This window comes from Streptomyces sp. NPDC001194, assembly GCF_042896985.1.
GTDB lineage: Bacteria > Actinomycetota > Actinomycetes > Streptomycetales > Streptomycetaceae > Streptomyces.
Genome location: NZ_JBIAXU010000028.1, coordinates 18,441 through 32,434, shown reverse-complemented (window position 1 = coordinate 32,434; position 13,994 = coordinate 18,441). Strand labels below are relative to the sequence as shown.

At 71.0% G+C, this 13,994-nt stretch carries 16 protein-coding genes; 6 read left to right on the top strand and 10 right to left on the bottom strand.

The features are described from left to right. Positions 1-127 precede the first annotated feature (127 nt). Positions 128-1,696 carry a class I adenylate-forming enzyme family protein gene (locus ACFY1T_RS34080; RefSeq protein ID WP_390791636.1) on the bottom strand — a complete coding sequence of 523 codons (1,569 nt, stop codon included), beginning with the start codon at positions 1,694-1,696 and terminating at the stop codon, positions 128-130. 233 nt (positions 1,697-1,929) lie between these two features. On the opposite strand from ACFY1T_RS34080, the gene ACFY1T_RS34075 reads away from it, so the two are divergent. After that, positions 1,930-3,057: a hypothetical protein gene (locus ACFY1T_RS34075; RefSeq protein ID WP_390791635.1), complete on the top strand. Its 1,128-nt coding sequence runs from the start codon at positions 1,930-1,932 to the stop codon at positions 3,055-3,057. Here the strand turns inward: ACFY1T_RS34075 and ACFY1T_RS34070 are convergent. Next, positions 3,038-3,274 carry a hypothetical protein gene (locus ACFY1T_RS34070; protein ID WP_030867579.1) on the bottom strand — a complete coding sequence of 79 codons (237 nt, stop codon included), beginning with the start codon at positions 3,272-3,274 and terminating at the stop codon, positions 3,038-3,040. The genes ACFY1T_RS34075 and ACFY1T_RS34070 overlap by 20 nt on opposite strands. Before the next feature lie 200 nt (positions 3,275-3,474). Here ACFY1T_RS34070 and ACFY1T_RS34065 point away from each other — a divergent pair, with 200 nt between their 5' ends. Then, entirely contained in the window at positions 3,475-4,302 is an 828-nt protein-coding gene (locus ACFY1T_RS34065; RefSeq protein WP_390791634.1) for a hypothetical protein, read from the top strand. 463 nt (positions 4,303-4,765) lie between these two features. On the opposite strand, the gene ACFY1T_RS34060 is transcribed toward ACFY1T_RS34065, so the two are convergent. From ACFY1T_RS34060 to ACFY1T_RS34050, 3 genes are all read right to left on the bottom strand, one after another. Further along, entirely contained in the window at positions 4,766-5,293 is a 528-nt protein-coding gene (locus tag ACFY1T_RS34060) for a WhiB family transcriptional regulator (protein WP_390791633.1), read from the bottom strand. 112 nt (positions 5,294-5,405) lie between these two features. Continuing rightward, positions 5,406-5,960 carry a hypothetical protein gene (locus ACFY1T_RS34055; RefSeq protein ID WP_390791632.1) on the bottom strand — a complete coding sequence of 185 codons (555 nt, stop codon included), beginning with the start codon at positions 5,958-5,960 and terminating at the stop codon, positions 5,406-5,408. Positions 5,961-6,029: 69 nt separating this feature from the next. After that, positions 6,030-7,256 carry an MFS transporter gene (locus ACFY1T_RS34050; RefSeq protein ID WP_390791631.1) on the bottom strand — a complete coding sequence of 409 codons (1,227 nt, stop codon included), beginning with the start codon at positions 7,254-7,256 and terminating at the stop codon, positions 6,030-6,032. Between the two features lie 214 nt (positions 7,257-7,470). On the opposite strand from ACFY1T_RS34050, the gene ACFY1T_RS34045 reads away from it, so the two are divergent. Beyond that, entirely contained in the window at positions 7,471-8,232 is a 762-nt protein-coding gene (locus ACFY1T_RS34045) for a maleylpyruvate isomerase family mycothiol-dependent enzyme (protein WP_390791630.1), read from the top strand. A 159-nt stretch (positions 8,233-8,391) separates the two neighbouring features. After that, positions 8,392-8,862, top strand: a complete 471-nt coding sequence (locus tag ACFY1T_RS34040; RefSeq protein ID WP_390791629.1) for a hypothetical protein — start codon at positions 8,392-8,394, stop codon at positions 8,860-8,862. Positions 8,863-9,030: 168 nt separating this feature from the next. On the opposite strand, the gene ACFY1T_RS34035 is transcribed toward ACFY1T_RS34040, so the two are convergent. After that, positions 9,031-9,930, bottom strand: coding sequence for a GNAT family N-acetyltransferase (locus tag ACFY1T_RS34035; protein ID WP_390791628.1), 900 nt, complete (start codon positions 9,928-9,930; stop codon positions 9,031-9,033). 126 nt (positions 9,931-10,056) lie between these two features. Continuing rightward, positions 10,057-10,347: a transposase gene (locus ACFY1T_RS34030; protein WP_390791627.1), complete on the bottom strand. Its 291-nt coding sequence runs from the start codon at positions 10,345-10,347 to the stop codon at positions 10,057-10,059. 94 nt (positions 10,348-10,441) lie between these two features. Here ACFY1T_RS34030 and ACFY1T_RS34025 point away from each other — a divergent pair, with 94 nt between their 5' ends. Beyond that, the gene (locus ACFY1T_RS34025; protein WP_390791626.1) at positions 10,442-11,017 is read left to right on the top strand and encodes a hypothetical protein; all 576 of its coding nucleotides are present in this window, start codon (positions 10,442-10,444) and stop codon (positions 11,015-11,017) included. Positions 11,018-11,063: 46 nt separating this feature from the next. Here the strand turns inward: ACFY1T_RS34025 and ACFY1T_RS34020 are convergent, their stop codons facing one another. From ACFY1T_RS34020 to ACFY1T_RS34010, 3 genes are all read right to left on the bottom strand, one after another. After that, on the bottom strand, positions 11,064-11,588 hold the full coding sequence (locus ACFY1T_RS34020) for a GNAT family N-acetyltransferase (protein ID WP_390791625.1): 525 nt from the start codon (positions 11,586-11,588) through the stop codon (positions 11,064-11,066). A 27-nt stretch (positions 11,589-11,615) separates the two neighbouring features. Further along, positions 11,616-12,050 carry a VOC family protein gene (locus ACFY1T_RS34015; RefSeq protein ID WP_390791624.1) on the bottom strand — a complete coding sequence of 145 codons (435 nt, stop codon included), beginning with the start codon at positions 12,048-12,050 and terminating at the stop codon, positions 11,616-11,618. Positions 12,051-12,138: 88 nt separating this feature from the next. Then, positions 12,139-13,302 carry an FAD-dependent oxidoreductase gene (locus ACFY1T_RS34010; protein ID WP_390791623.1) on the bottom strand — a complete coding sequence of 388 codons (1,164 nt, stop codon included), beginning with the start codon at positions 13,300-13,302 and terminating at the stop codon, positions 12,139-12,141. Positions 13,303-13,505: 203 nt separating this feature from the next. Here ACFY1T_RS34010 and ACFY1T_RS34005 point away from each other — a divergent pair, with 203 nt between their 5' ends. Then, positions 13,506-13,916, top strand: coding sequence for a hypothetical protein (locus ACFY1T_RS34005; RefSeq protein ID WP_390791622.1), 411 nt, complete (start codon positions 13,506-13,508; stop codon positions 13,914-13,916). Positions 13,917-13,994 lie beyond the last annotated feature (78 nt).

Sequence of the window (13,994 nt, the reverse complement as noted above, 5' to 3'; positions counted from 1 at the left end):
GCGGTCCGGACCGCCTGCGAGGCCGCCGATTTACGCGTGAGTAACTTCATGTGCCGACTCTAATGATCACCCCGACGCGCGGGAAAGGGATTTTCCGCGGGGCGAGAGGCGCCCCTCCCCGGCGTCCTCACGGCCGGGTCTCGGACCCGGTCGGTCCTGCAGCCCGTTTGCGCAGCAGCCGCTTGTCCGGCTTGCCCCGGTCGGTCAGCGGCAGGGCCGTCTCCCAGAAGACGGTGGTCGGCCGGTGCGCCGGGGCCAGGGCCCGCGCCACCAGCAGGCACGCCTCGGCGGCCGCCGCGGCCGTGGGCACACGACCCGGCGCGGGCACCAGGAAGGCGCACACCTCCTCGCCGGTGCGATCGTCGGCCCTGCCCACCACCGCCGCCTCGGCCACGGCGGGATGCCGGGTCAGGGCCGCCTCGACGGGACCGCAGTAGATGTTCACCCCGTCCACGATCACCACGTCCTTCACCCGGTCGTCGAGATAGAGGTAGCCGTCGGCGTCGAAGTGGCCGAGGTCCCCGGTCCGAAGCCATCCGTCCCGCATCACCTCGGCCGTCAGGCCGGGCTGATTCCAGTAGCCGGCCATCGTCATCGCGGACCGCACCCACACCTCGCCGGTCTCTCCCCGCCCGGTCTCCGCCCCGTCCTGATCGCGCACCCGTACGTCCACACCGGGCGCGGGGCGGCCCACGGACCCCAGGAGGTACGGCCGGTCCGTCACCCCCGCGTCGTGATCGGCCGGCGAGAGCCTGCAGATCACGCCGGCTTCGTTCATCCCGTAGCCCTGCCGCCACCTCGGCCGCGCACCCCAGCGCGTCAGCGCCTGCCGCAGCCGCTCCGGGTGGACCGGAGAGTTTCCGTACGACACCTGGGCGAGACCCGGTACGCCGTCGGCCGTCGCCGGATCGTCCAGCAGCCGGTAGACCATCGAAGGCGTCAGGTACGTGGACACGGGCCCGAGCCGCCGGCAGGCGGCGGCGAACTCCCCCGCGTCGAAGGGGCCGAGGATCTCCACCCGGCCTCCCCCGCGCAGCTGCTCCAGGCACCGGCCCCCGGAGCGCTGCGCGAGCGAGGTCACCGACAGGTAGACCGACGCCGACGCGCGCGGTGCGCCGCCGTCGGCGCCCTCGCCCGCCGGTCCGCCGTCGCCGCCCTCGCCGCCCTTGCCCCGCGTATCCGTCCGGCCCGCCATCGCGGCGAACGTGGAGGCCACGCCCTTGGGCCTGCCGGTCGTACCACCGGTGTACGTCACACGCGCCACGTCCTCCTCGCGCGCCTGCACGGGCACCGGCCGGCCGTCCCGGGTGCGGGCGAGCCGCACCAACTCCTCGAGCCCGACGCCCGGAACCCCGGTGTCCGGGACCGGGGTGTCGTGCACCACCAGAGCGGGTGCGCAGTCGCGCAGCATGAAGTCCAGGCCGTGGGTGGCCGGGCCGACGACCACCTGGGTCAGCCGGGCGCCCAGGACATGGGCGGCCAACCGCACCAGCAGTGCCTCGGGCGGGTTGCCGTCCGTCACGCAGGCCAGACCGGTCCCGCGCGTCACTCCCAGCTCACCGAGAACACCGGCCAGCCGGTACGTGTCGGCCAGGACCTCGGAGAACCCCATGACGACGGGCCCGGCCCCGATCGCGGGCCGCCCCGCGTTCCGCTCGAACGCAGCGATCAGGTCCGTGACGTACCGCGCGCCCATCGTTCCCCCGCCCCCCTCCGCCGCCGCTCGCGGCGGCCCGCCCGGCCAGTCTCCCGCGCCCCCGCGGTCCGTGTCCGCGACTCGCCGAACGGTGCGGCGCGGGCACGCGCGCCGCCGCGGCGCCGGGGCGCGGCCGTTCGGGGTGCCGGGTGGGCGAGCCGCCTGGTTTCGGGCCGTCCGGTGGGATCCGCTGGGTGTCCGGGCCGAATCGGGCGCGAAGGGAGCGGGGCTTGGTGGACCGATGGCTGATGGGCGTGCTCGGTGCCGTTCTGGTGCTGTCGGGCTTCTCCTCCGTCGTGAGCAACCTCGTCGTCCCGCGGCCCAGCCGGTCCCGGTTCACCCGGTTCGTGCACGGCGCCGTCCGGCTGCCCTTCCAGCTCGCCGCCGACGCCCGCTCCACTCCCGAGGGCAAGGACCGGGCGCTGGCGCCGATGGCGCCGCTGACCCTGGTGGCCGTACTGATCGGCTGGCTCCTGCTGTTCCTGCTCGGCTACGGCCTCCTGGAGGCCGCCGTGAGCGGTCTGCCACTGCGCAAGGCGCTGGTGGAGGCCGGGTCCTCGATGCTCACCCTCGGCTTCGCCAGCAGCAACCGCGAGAGCCTGAACGCCATCGACTTCTGCGCGGCGGCCACCGGACCCGTGACCATCGGCCTCCAGGTCGGGTACCTGCCCGCGCTGTACGGGGCGTACCAGAGCCGGGAGATGGAGGTGACCCTGCTGGAGGCTCGGGCCGGTGTCCCGCCGTGGGGGCCGGAGATCCTGGCCCGCTACGCGCAGGCGGAGCTGCTGGACGGGCTCGACGAGCTGTTCCGCAACTGGGAGCGGTGGAGCGCGGCGGTGAGCGAGAGCCACACCACGTATCCGATCCTCATCCAGTTCCGCTCGCCCAAGCCGAACCGGAACTGGCTCGTGGCCCTGGTCGCGGTGATGGACGCCGCGGCGCTGCGGCTGGCGTTCAACCCCTCCCAGCCGCAGTACGCCGTACGGATGGCCCTGCGCGCGGGCTTCGTGTGCCTGCGCGACCTCGCGGACATCCGCGGCATCGGCTACGACCGCGACCCGCGTCCGGACGACCCGCTGCTGCTCACGTACGAGGACTTCCTCCAGGGCGTGGCCCGGATGTCCGGGCAGGGGTACGGCATGGAGCGCACCCCGGAGCAGGCCTGGCCGCACTTCCGCGGCTGGCGGGTCAACTACGAGGCCGTCGCCCACCGCCTGGCCCGGGACATCGACGCCGTCCCCGCTCCCTGGTCCGGCGCCCGCCGCACGAGCACGCCGGTCCGCACGCCGATCACCCCCAACGACCGCCGGCCGGGGCCGGGCGGCCCGCCGGGGGCGGAACCTAGTGCGGGGTCCAGTTGAACTTGCCGCCCCCGACCCACCGGACCTCGTCCAGGTCGTCGAGGTCGTGGATCGGGATCCCGGCCTCCGCGGCGACCAGCAGCACGTCCGTCATCGACATCGCCCTGCCGACGAACTCCCCGTCGACCTCCACGATGCGAAAGGGCGGATTGCCGGGCTGGACGCCCAGTACGGTGATGCGCGCCGGGGAAAGGTGAGGTGTCGATCCTTCGGTCATGCGGAAACGGTTCCACGCCGGGACCCGTGGCGCACGCGGTGACACGTCCCGGGAGGGCCGATCGGCCGCGCGGACCACCGCCCCGAATGGCGATAATCATTTCCGATTCAGAATTATTGGATTCCAATTCTGAAATCTGGAGAATTTCTGGCAAATCGGCGCATTAAGTGGCTTTGCCCGACCCGGAAAGGCGGGAGACGATGGTCGGACGCAGGGAGTTCCTCCTGGCCGGAGCCATGGGGGGTGCGGTCACACTCTCGCGGGGCGTACTGGGGACGCCGGCGCACGCCGACGGTCACGGTCACGGGGCCCCGGCCACCGCGGTGCCGAAAACCCCTCCGCTCACGAAATTCGTGGACCCGCTGCCCACTCCGCCGACGGCCGTCGCGGATCCTTCCGTCTATCCGGGCGCCGACCACTACGAGATCACGATGCGCCAGGGCTCGTGGCGCTTCCACCGGGATCTGGCTCCGGCGACCGTCTGGGGGTACTGGGCCGCGCATCCGCACGATCCCGGCAAGGTCATCGGCATGGGCTACCTCGGGCCGACCATCAGCGTGAACAAGGACCACCCGACGGTCGTCAAGTACCGCAATAAGCTGCCGACGACCCATCTGTTCCAGTTCGTGATCGACGGAATCCGCAACGGGGACCCCCAGCTCACCCCGATCCCTCCGCCCCCGTACAAGCCGCACCTGCCGTTCCCCTCAAACGTGAACGTCTGGAACGTCGTGCACCAGCACGGCGGATTCACGGCCCCGCAGTCCGACGGTATGCCCCTGCATTCGTTCAGCCCGGACGGAATCCACGCCGAGGCCTACACCACCTTGGACCCGAAGCGGGTCAAGCCGAACGAGGCGATCTGCGCCTACACCAACCACGAGAATTCGGCCATGCTCTGGTACCACGACCACGGCATGGGGATGACCAGCGTCAACGTGTACGCGGGCCTCGCAGGTCTCTACCTCGTGCGCGACCCCGCCGACGGGAATGGGTCCTGTACCAGCACAAGCTGTTCGGCACCATGACCTTCAACGCGGTGCCGTTCATGGAGCCGTCCGAGGACTTCGTCAAGGCGGGCTCGACCGAGATCCGGGAGTACGTCAATCCCAACCACGACGCCCACCCGATGCACGTCCACCTCGTCAACTTCCAGGTGCTGAACCGGCAGCCGATCGACGCGGCCGGCTACCAGGAGCAGTACGAGAAGTGGATCGACGGCGGCCGCAAGCCGGAGGACCGGCCTGTTCTGGGAAACTACCTCACCGGACCGCCGATCCCGCCGGACCCGGACGAGGCGAACTCCAACAAGGACACGGTCAAGTCCTATCCGGAGACGGTGACCCGGATCGTCATCCGGGAATTCACCCCGCCGACGGACACGATCGCGTCGATTCCGGGAAGCGGCACCGAATTCCCGGCGCAGTACGTCCACCACTGCCACATCCCCCTGGACGATCGTCCGGGACGCCCCCTAGCCCCACCCGCCCCTCAGCTCCACCCCTTGGGGCAGTGCCGCTCCATGAACGCGAGGAACGCCAGGGACCTGGCGGCCATCGCCCGGGCCGCCTGGACCTCGCCCGATGCCAGCTGCAGGGCGTGGCCGATGCGTTCCGCGTTCCAGCCCATGGCGAACAGGTTGTGCACCACGGCGGGCCGCAGGCCCTGGAGCACCTGCGGCTCGTCACCCGACACCACGGCCCGGGCGAGCTCCGCACCCTGTTCCATGCGTGCCAGCTGCACCCGCATCCGGCGCCGCTCGATCGGTGTGGTGCCGCCCCAGATGCCGTCGCTCTCGTCCGAGCGGACGGCTATCGCCAGGCACTCCTCACGGACCGGGCAGCCGGCGCAGAGCTCCTTGGCCGCCCTGATCTGGAGGTCGCTCAAGGGCACGCCGTACGCGGGGAAGAACAGGGCAGGGTCGGCGTTCCGGCAGGCGGGTGCGGACAGTCCGGGCAGGACCGCCGGGGAACTCGCCTCGATCGCGCTCCGACCGCGCTGGACAACCGGACGTATCACAGTGAATCCCCTATCGGTTCGATCGGTTCAGGGAAGCTCCCTACTGAGCAAACGTCGGATGTCGGGCAGGAGTTCAGATCATTTGGTTTCCTGCCTGTCGGCTCCTGCTCCGCTACTGAGCGTCGACGGCCGGGGTGGGCTGCGGCCCGGCGGCGGCGCCCACCGCGCTGTAGTAGACCGAGCGCCCCTGCTTGGTGCGCTCGGCCTTGCTGGTGGCGACCAGCCGGTCGAGCGTGTTGCGTACGGTCTGGATGGTGGCCGGGCGCACCGCGACCACTTCACCGAGGATCTCGGCGACGGACCGGGGCTCGACCTGCGCCTGCAGCAGCGCGTTGACGGTCTCGATGAGCGACGCCTCCCCCGACAGGCGCCCCTTCCCCGCCCGCCCCTTGCCGCCGCGCCTGCGCGGGACCTGGCGCTCCGCGCGCGGGGGCTTCGGCAGCTCCCCGGCTTCCCCGGTCCCGCCCCTCGCGGAGGCGATGGCCTCCGCGCCCGTGGCGAGCGTCTGCTGGAGCTTGAGGAGTACGTTGTGCTCCTCCTCCAGCTTGCGGAGCTCGCCGCGCAGCTGTTCCTGCCGCAGCAGGTTCGCGTCCACGTCGGTGCGGATGCGTCTGGCGTACTCGTCAAGGACGAGCGGGGATTCGGGCACGGCCGTCACCTTCTCCATCGTGTTACTGAGGGTGGGATGCTACCGATCCTGAGCGCGCTGGTCAGGGCCTGTCCGGTCAAGGGGTGGTCATGGCCCGGCCGGGGGCGGACGGAGGCCCATCGCCCCCGCCGGTTCACAGGCCCGTGAAGCGAGGGTGACGCCGAGGGACACCGCGGCCAGCGCGGCGATCGCGGCGCCGGGGGTGAGGTACTGGGCGACCCCGCCGCCGATCGCGGCTCCGATGCCCTGCCACGTCATCCGGCCGGCGGATTCGACGCCCTGGACCTGGCCGCGGACCGGATCGGGAGTCAGCGCGAGAAGCCGCTCCTGGAGCGGCAGCGTGGCGGCGAACCCGGCTCCCGATACGAACACCGCGGCCGTCAGCACCGGCACGGGCGGGTGGAAACCGAACAGCAGGTACGGGGCTGCGAGCAGCAGCCGCAGGGCGAACACGCAGCGGTGCCGCTGTGGGGCGGTGAGCAGTCTTCCGACCGCGAGGTCCCCGAGGAGCATCCCGGCGGATCCGGCGGCGAGGAGGAACCCGGCGTGCTCGGGCGCGTAGGAGATGAACAGCGCCTCGCAGCCGACGATCAGACCGCCCGGCACCCACAGGTTCAGCAGGAGTGCCCGCGGGCCCTTCCGGGAGAAGAGCTCGGTGTTCGTCGTCCAGGTCTGGCGCAGGCCGGGCCGACGGGACGGACGGATGGACCGTTCCCTGACCGTCGCGGCGACGGCGGCCAGGCCGAGGCCGGTCAGGACGGCGGCGATGACGAAGACTTCCCGCGGGCTCAGCCGGTGCAGCAGTGCGGCGCCGATGGCGTAGCCGAGCACGGCCGTGCCTCCCGCGGTGATGTTCATCAGCGATCGCGCCAGAGCGTACGTGGCGGCCGGCACCACCTCGGCGATCAGCCCCATGCGCGTTCCGGTGCCCAGGGACTGGAAGAAGCCCAGTGCCAGGAGGAGAGCGAACCGGACGGCCAGCGGCAGCCCCGGAACCGCTTGCGCGGCGACGCCCACGAGCGCGGCGCACTGGAGGGTCACCAGGGTCCGGCGCGGCCGGCTCCCGTCGGCGACCGACATGAGCGTCAGGGCGCCGAGCACCGTTGCGAACGTGGCGCCGTACATGCTCACGGCAGTCAGGAACGGTGACGCGGTCTGGTGGTCGACCAGTGTGCCGAGCGCGAACCCCGACAGGGTGCTCGCGGCGACGGTCAGGGTGAAGCCGGCGTACAGGCCGGCGAACTCGCGGTTGCGGAGCAGGGAGCGGTAGCCGGTGGTGGGCGGGTCGGCGGGTGCGGCAGTGGATGTGGGCATGAAAAAAGCCTCCGGACACACCCGCCGGGGTGCCGAAGGCCAACGCGGTGATCATAACAGGCGGCTCCCGGCCTTACGCGGGGCGGAGGGGTGGGCGGAAGTTGACATCCGCGGGGCCCGGGAATTACCTTCACCATTACTTAAGGATGTCAATCATCTACACCCTTAAGCATCCTTGCCGCCGGGGCAGCACCACCAGACGAAGGGCCCACACATGAACCCCGCCCAGCACGGAGCGGCCGTCGCCGCCGAGGCCGCCGGATTCGTCGCCACCGTCAAGGCGGCGGACCTCTCCACCCCCGTGCCGACCTGCCCCGGCTGGACCCTCGCCGACCTCACCCGGCACGTCGGCAGCGTGCACCGCTGGTTCACCGAACTGCTGCGGCAGCGCGTCCAGCAGCCGCCGACCAGCCGCGACGTGGACCTTCGCCTGCCGGAGGACCCCGAAGGCCTCCCGGACTGGCTGACCGCGAGCGCCGCCGAGGCCACCGCGGTGTTCGCCGCCACCGACCTGGACGCGCCGATGTGGGCCTGGGGAGTCGACCAGCACGCCCGGTTCTGGGTCCGGCGCATGCTCTTCGAGACCCTCGTCCACCGTGCCGACGCGGAACTCGCACTCGGGATCCCCCCGCACATCGACCGCGCGCTGGCGGCCGACGGTGTCGACGAGTTCCTCACCAACCTGCCGTTCGCATCCCCCTTCGCGCCGCTGACCGCCCAACTGCGCGCCCCTGACCGCTCCATTCGTTTCAGCTGCACGGACGGCGACGAGACCTGGCTGGTCGGCCTGCGCCCGGACGGCTTCGCGCTGGTGGCCGACCACCCCGGGCCCTCCGCGGCGGACGCCACCGTACGGGGAACCGCCGAGGACCTGCTCCTGCTGCTGTACGGCCGCCGGGACCGCCAGAGCGACGCGTTCCACCTCCTCGGCGACCAGGACCTGCTCACCCACTGGTTCACCCACTCGGCCTTCTAGACGAGTCATTACGAAGTGAGACGAACCGCAGCCACCCGGACTCCGAGGTGAAGTCCGGCATCGGACCGCGAGGCTGCGACAACCTGGCCGACTGCGCGTCCCGGTCCCGGCCCGATACCGCCCGAACCCCGTGCCGTGTTCATGCCATAATCGGACGTTGTGTGGACAACGCTTGCGCCGCTCATCGGCGTCCTGCTCGGCGGGCTCATGTCGATGCTGGCCCAGCGCTCGGCAGGACGTGCCTTGGAACGCGGCGAGGCGCGCCGCAGTGTTCGTGAACTTGCCGAGGCGCGCCGCAACGAGCGTCTCACTCACCTCATCGAATTCCTGTCTGCGGTGCAGGAAGCCGAACGAGTCGCGGTGGATCGGTATCACCACAACCTGGCTGACGAGCAGTGGCAGGCTCGGGCAAGGCAGGTCCTTGACCGGGTGTGGGTGACGCAGAAGACGATCCACGTACTGTGCGCGTCCGAGGTCAGCGAAGCGGCACACAGCCTCGCGTGGGCAGTACAGGAGGTGATCAGGAAGGGCCCCGAAGACCGGGGAGAGCCACAGGACGAGAAGGTCTGGGCGCACATCCGTCCGAGCCGACAGGCATTCCTTGACCTCGTGCGCGATCAACTGAGTTGAAGCCCCGGGGACGGGTTCGGCAGCTGCCGTGAGCGGCCCGGGACAAGCAGCACCTGCTCCGGCCTCCATTGCGCGGCGAGCGTCATCTACTCCGCCGACTTCCCGAGGGACGCAAGCGGTCCGGACCTGCCCTCGGACCGGACCGCTCGCACCGGGTGCTACTCCTCGCTAGGCCTCCGGGCCCGCCGCGTGGAAGTTGATGCGTTCCTTGATGACGGGGAAGCCGGCCTTGGTGAAGTTCGCGGCCATGGGGAAGTTGCCCCGGTCGGTCGATCCGGTGACGAACTCCGCGCCCTGCTCGACGAGGAGGTGGGTGCACTCCGCGAGGAGGTCGTAGGCGTAGCCGTGACCGCGCTGCTCCGGCAGGACTCCGATGAAGCCGATGGTCGGGCCGGAGGGGTTGTGGGCCGGTATGTGGATGCCGGCCAGGTCGCCCTCGGGCGTGTGCGCCATCTGCCACCACTCACGTGGTGAGGGGCACCAGTGGAGGAAGTCGAGTTCCTGCTGGGCAGCCTGGTCGAGACCGCCCTCCTCGATGGCCCTGAGCGCATGGGCGTCCAGGGTGACGGAATGGATGCGGCGGAACGCATCGAAGAACACGGCGTCGTCGGGTTCGGAGCTGAAGCGCAGGCGTCCGGGCCGCTCGGGCAGACCTTGCTCCGGGGTCCAGCGGTACAGGAAGCGTTCCACCAGGAGTTCGTACCCGGCGGCTCGTGCGGCGGCGAAGAGCGTCTCGGCGCCGGCCCGCAGTTCGGGGTCGTCCCGCCAGCCGCTGGGCACGTTGATCTCGAGTTCGACCTGCCAGGGAGCGGAGCGGAGGAGTTCGGCTCCGGCCTCCTCCTCCCCCTCGGCCACGTCGAACCAGTTGATGTTGACGGGCTCCGAGTCGTCGGGGCCGCCCCACCACGCGCCGCGTGCAACGACTTCGCCATCGCGCAGGGCGACGCGCTTCCAGTGGGGGCGGAACCGGGTACGCCGATGGCCCTCACGGGCGCCCAGGGGGTCGGGAAGTGCGTCAAAGAGATGTGCGTCGCTCGCGGAGAGCGCACGGATGACCAGATCGGTCATGGATTCCTCCGGGATACAGGCTGCTTGGAGCGCCCCCGGTCAGAACTGAGAAACCACGCCGGGATGCTGGAAGAGGGAGCGCTGGAAAGGTGTGGACCACACGGCACTCGCCTCCTTCCGTTCATCTCAGGGCGTGGAGCCACACGGTACGTGATGTTCCGCGGGTTCGTCCACGGACTCGATCAGGCGAGGCCGAAGCTGAATCCTGCGTAACTCGCGTCGCAGTACGCGGTCCAGGTCGTCGGGTGTGTCGAAGGCGGTGTTGGCCATCGCTCGGCGTACCAGTGACCAGAAGGTCTCGACGGGGTTCAGGTCAGGGGCGGAAGGCGGGAGGCGCACGGTGGTGAGCCGGTCATGCTCGGCCTCATGGCGTTTCGGCCCGGCTGCGAGGTGGGTGTTGGGATCATGACCCGTCACCACCCGACGACAACCCGAAAACCTCAGTAGATTGGTCGCGGCCGGTCGGCCGCAGGCGGAGCGCGACGGCCCCGCCCCGACACCTGGAGGCACGGTGGGCACAGCTCTGATCGCGCTCGCCGCCGCGAGCGTCGGGGTGATCGGCACGCTCCTCGCGCCGGTCCTGTCACAGCGCCTGACGGCCCGTACCCAGGCGGAGCAGTTCGAGCGCCAGGAGCGGACGGACCACGCCCAGCGGCTCCACCAGCAGCGGCTCGCCGATGAGGACCGGCGGCGCGACTGCTACGTGGCGGCCAACGCCGCGTACCGCCGCCACCGGATCGAGTTGATGAACTACCTGTGGCTGGTGCACAAGGGAGAGGTCACGCCGGAAGGGCGGCAGGCGATGGAGGCGGCCCGGCATGCGCACCACGCCGCCTTCGCCGAGGCGCAGATGATCGCCTCCACCACGGTGATGCACGAACTGGACGGCATGACCACCTCACTGTCCGAGCTGTACGGCATGACGATGCGGCTGGAGGAGGGCCTGCCGGTGCCGGGTGGCTCGTTCCAGGAGATACACGACGAGCTCCAGGAGCTCTGGAACCGCGGGCAGGAGCTCCGCGCCGTGATGCGCTCCGACCTCGGCGTCGACGACGGCCCGGCGGCCCGGCCCGCGACTCGTTCCTGAGTGCGGACCGGGCCGCCGGGTGCGGTCCACCGGGCGGGGTGGGTCGTCAGATCCCGAAGGGCGCCGCGTAGCGGACGGTGCCGCTGGGCAGCGGGTGGGCCTCGTCGAGGGCGAGGGCCATCAAGGCCTCGTCCGGGACCTCGATGCCGAGGCGGATGCCGTGGGTCGAAGCGCGGGTGAAGCCGAACCGCGGGTAGTACGCCGGGTGTCCGAGAACGGTGACGTAGCGCTCGCCCATGTCCTTGGCGGCCCGCAGGGCAGCGCGGACGGCAGCGGAGCCCGCCCCGGTCCTCTGGTACTCGGGCAGTACGGCGACGGGCGCCAGGCACAGGGCCGGGGTGTCGCCGATGTGGCAGCGGGTGAGCAGTGCGTGACCGACGAGCCGGCCGCCGCCGTCACCGTCGTCGGCGGAGACGACGGACAGGCCGTCGATCCAGGCGGGGTCGGCGCGCAGGGCGTCGACGAGGTCGGCTTCGAGCGGAGTGTCGAACGCGGCGAGGCTGATGCCGCGGATGGCGGGGACGTCCGCGGGGGTCTCGGCGCGGGTGATCCAGTTACCGTGGGTGCGCATGAGGGATGGAGATCCGTTCCACAGATGTCAGTCGAGACAGAACTCGTTGCCCTCGACGTCCTGCATCACGATGCAGGACTCGTTGACGCCGTCGGCACGCAGCACCTGCACGCACACCCCACCGAGCGCGACCAGCCGCGCGCACTCGGCCTCGAGTACGGCGAGGCGCTCCTCACCCACGAGCCCGGTGCCGGCCCGCACGTCGAGATGGACCCGGTTCTTGACGACCTTGCCTTCGGGAACGCGCTGGAAGTACATGCGCGGACCCGCACCCGAGGGATCCATGCAGACGAAGGCGGCGCCCTGACGCTCGGGCGGCAGCGAGCCGTTGTACTCGTCCCAAGTGGCGAAGCCCTCCGGCGGCGGCGGTACGACGTACCCCAGCACCTCGCACCAGAAGCGGGCGACGCGCTCGGGTTCGGCGCAGTCGAAGGTGACTTGGAACTGCTTGATCGATGTCATGGGGCCCTCCGCGGCGATCTCGGTCACGGCGGGCGAGCCTGTCACATGATCACCGGGGGCTCAACCCATTTCCCGCAGGCGGCCGGTGTCAGTGGTTCCGGGTCATGTGGGCGAGGACCTGGGTGGCGCTGTCGGGCGCGAAAGCGCCGGCGATCCCCTCGGCGGCGCCTTCGGCGGCCGCTGCGGAGCGGGGCAGCAGGAGGCCCTCGTACGCGCGGACGGCGTCGTCGGTCGTCGCGCTGCCGATGAGGGCGCGGGCGAGGTCGGCGCCGTCGAGCATGGCGAGGTTGGCGCCCATGCCGGAGAACGGGGACATGAGGTGGGCGGCGTCGCCGAGGAGGGTCACGCCGGGGGTGTGCCGCCAGGTGTGCGGGACGGGCAGGGCGTACAGCGGCCGGTTGGTGTAGCCGGTGTCGGAGTCCGTGATGAAGCGGAGCAGGTCGGGGCCCCAGCCGGTGAACTCCTTCAGCAGCGCGTCGCGTACGGCGCCTTCGTCGGCCAGGTCGAGGCCGGCGGTCCGGTACCAGTGCTCGTCGATGCGCATGCCGACGTACACGCGTATGTGGTGGTGGCTGTTGCGCTGCGCGATGAAGCCCCGGTTGTCGTCGAGGGCCATCATGGTGCCGTCGCCGGTGAGCGCGGCGAGTACGGGATGGCGGGAGTCGGCGTCGTCGAGGCCCGTCTCGACGAAGGTGACGCCGGTATAGACGGGCGTCGCGGCGGAGAGCCGTCGGCGGACCTTCGACCAGGCTCCGTCCGCGCCGATGACGAGGTCGGCTTCGGCGGTGGCGCCGCCGGCGAAGTGCAGCCGGTGGACGCCAGCGGCGAGGGGCTCGACGTGCGCGAGCTTGTGGCTCCAGCGCACGGCGGCGGGCTCGAGCGAGTCCAGCAGGAGGCCGCGGAGCCGGCCCCGGTCGATTTCCGGGTTGCCCTGCTCCGTGTCCGCGCCGGCGTCCGACTCGGGCGGAGCCGCGTCGAGCAGGACGCGCCCGTCGCGGCCGGCCAGCCGCATCCGCCCTCCTTCGGGGCGGGCCAGCGCCTCGAACTCGTCGAGCAGTCCGGCTTCCCTCAGCGCGCGCCGACCGGAATCGGGGTGCATGTCGAGGGTGCCGCCCTGGTCGCGGGCGGAGCGGGAGCCGTCCTGGTCGTACACGGTGGCGGCGACACCGTGCCGCTGCAGGATGCGGGCGCAGGTCAAGCCGCCGGGACCGGCGCCGATGATCGCGATGCGGGGTGGGGTGGAGGCGTTCATGACCCCAGAAGAGCACATCGGATCCACAAGTGCAACGGCTACACTTTTGAATCCAACACACTTATGCTGCCGCCAGTACGCATGGATCAACCCCCTGACCAGTGGTTTCACTTGATCGAGTCGCCCGTGCGGGCGGGGCGCCGCTAGCATCGGAGCGGTTCGAGCCACGTGGGGGAATCCGCTCCAGACGGGAGTCCGACCAGATGGCCACACCGCGTCGAATCGCTCGCATCCTCGCCGCCGGCGCCCTGTCCGCGGCCTTGCTGACCGGCGGAGGAGTTGCCACCGCCACCGCCGCCACGTCGGCCGCCACCGCGGCCACGCCGACACCCTCGGCGGCCGCCGGGGAGATCAGCCTCAAGGCCACGCCGACCGAGGTGAAGGCCGGCGAGAAGGTCACCTTCACCGGCCGCACCAAGGGCCTGCCGATCGGCACGACGGTGGTCCTGCAGCACAAGAACGGCTCCAAGTGGACCACCCTCCACGCCAACACCCTGATCAAGCAGGGGTCCAGCTTCTCCTTCGACAACACCTTCAAGAACAAGGGCAAGGAAGAGCTGCGCGTGAAGGCCGGCGACTGGACGTCGCCCTCCACCACCGTCATCGTCCACTGACCGCCGGTCCGCCGTACCGCCCTACCGCCCACCGCCGTACGGGGCCAAGAGCCCCGGGCCGTCGCTTCGATGCGCTCC

Coding starts and splice junctions, on each gene's coding strand:
- ACFY1T_RS34080 (WP_390791636.1), bottom strand. CDS start 1,696: ATGGGCGCGCGGTACGTCACGGACCTGATCGCTGCGTTCGAGCGGAAC.
- ACFY1T_RS34070 (WP_030867579.1), bottom strand. CDS start 3,274: ATGACCGAAGGATCGACACCTCACCTTTCCCCGGCGCGCATCACCGTA.
- ACFY1T_RS34065 (WP_390791634.1), top strand. CDS start 3,475: ATGGTCGGACGCAGGGAGTTCCTCCTGGCCGGAGCCATGGGGGGTGCG.
- ACFY1T_RS34055 (WP_390791632.1), bottom strand. CDS start 5,960: ATGGAGAAGGTGACGGCCGTGCCCGAATCCCCGCTCGTCCTTGACGAG.
- ACFY1T_RS34050 (WP_390791631.1), bottom strand. CDS start 7,256: ATGCCCACATCCACTGCCGCACCCGCCGACCCGCCCACCACCGGCTAC.
- ACFY1T_RS34045 (WP_390791630.1), top strand. CDS start 7,471: ATGAACCCCGCCCAGCACGGAGCGGCCGTCGCCGCCGAGGCCGCCGGA.
- ACFY1T_RS34035 (WP_390791628.1), bottom strand. CDS start 9,930: ATGACCGATCTGGTCATCCGTGCGCTCTCCGCGAGCGACGCACATCTC.
- ACFY1T_RS34020 (WP_390791625.1), bottom strand. CDS start 11,588: ATGCGCACCCACGGTAACTGGATCACCCGCGCCGAGACCCCCGCGGAC.
- ACFY1T_RS34015 (WP_390791624.1), bottom strand. CDS start 12,050: ATGACATCGATCAAGCAGTTCCAAGTCACCTTCGACTGCGCCGAACCC.
- ACFY1T_RS34010 (WP_390791623.1), bottom strand. CDS start 13,302: ATGAACGCCTCCACCCCACCCCGCATCGCGATCATCGGCGCCGGTCCC.
- ACFY1T_RS34005 (WP_390791622.1), top strand. CDS start 13,506: ATGGCCACACCGCGTCGAATCGCTCGCATCCTCGCCGCCGGCGCCCTG.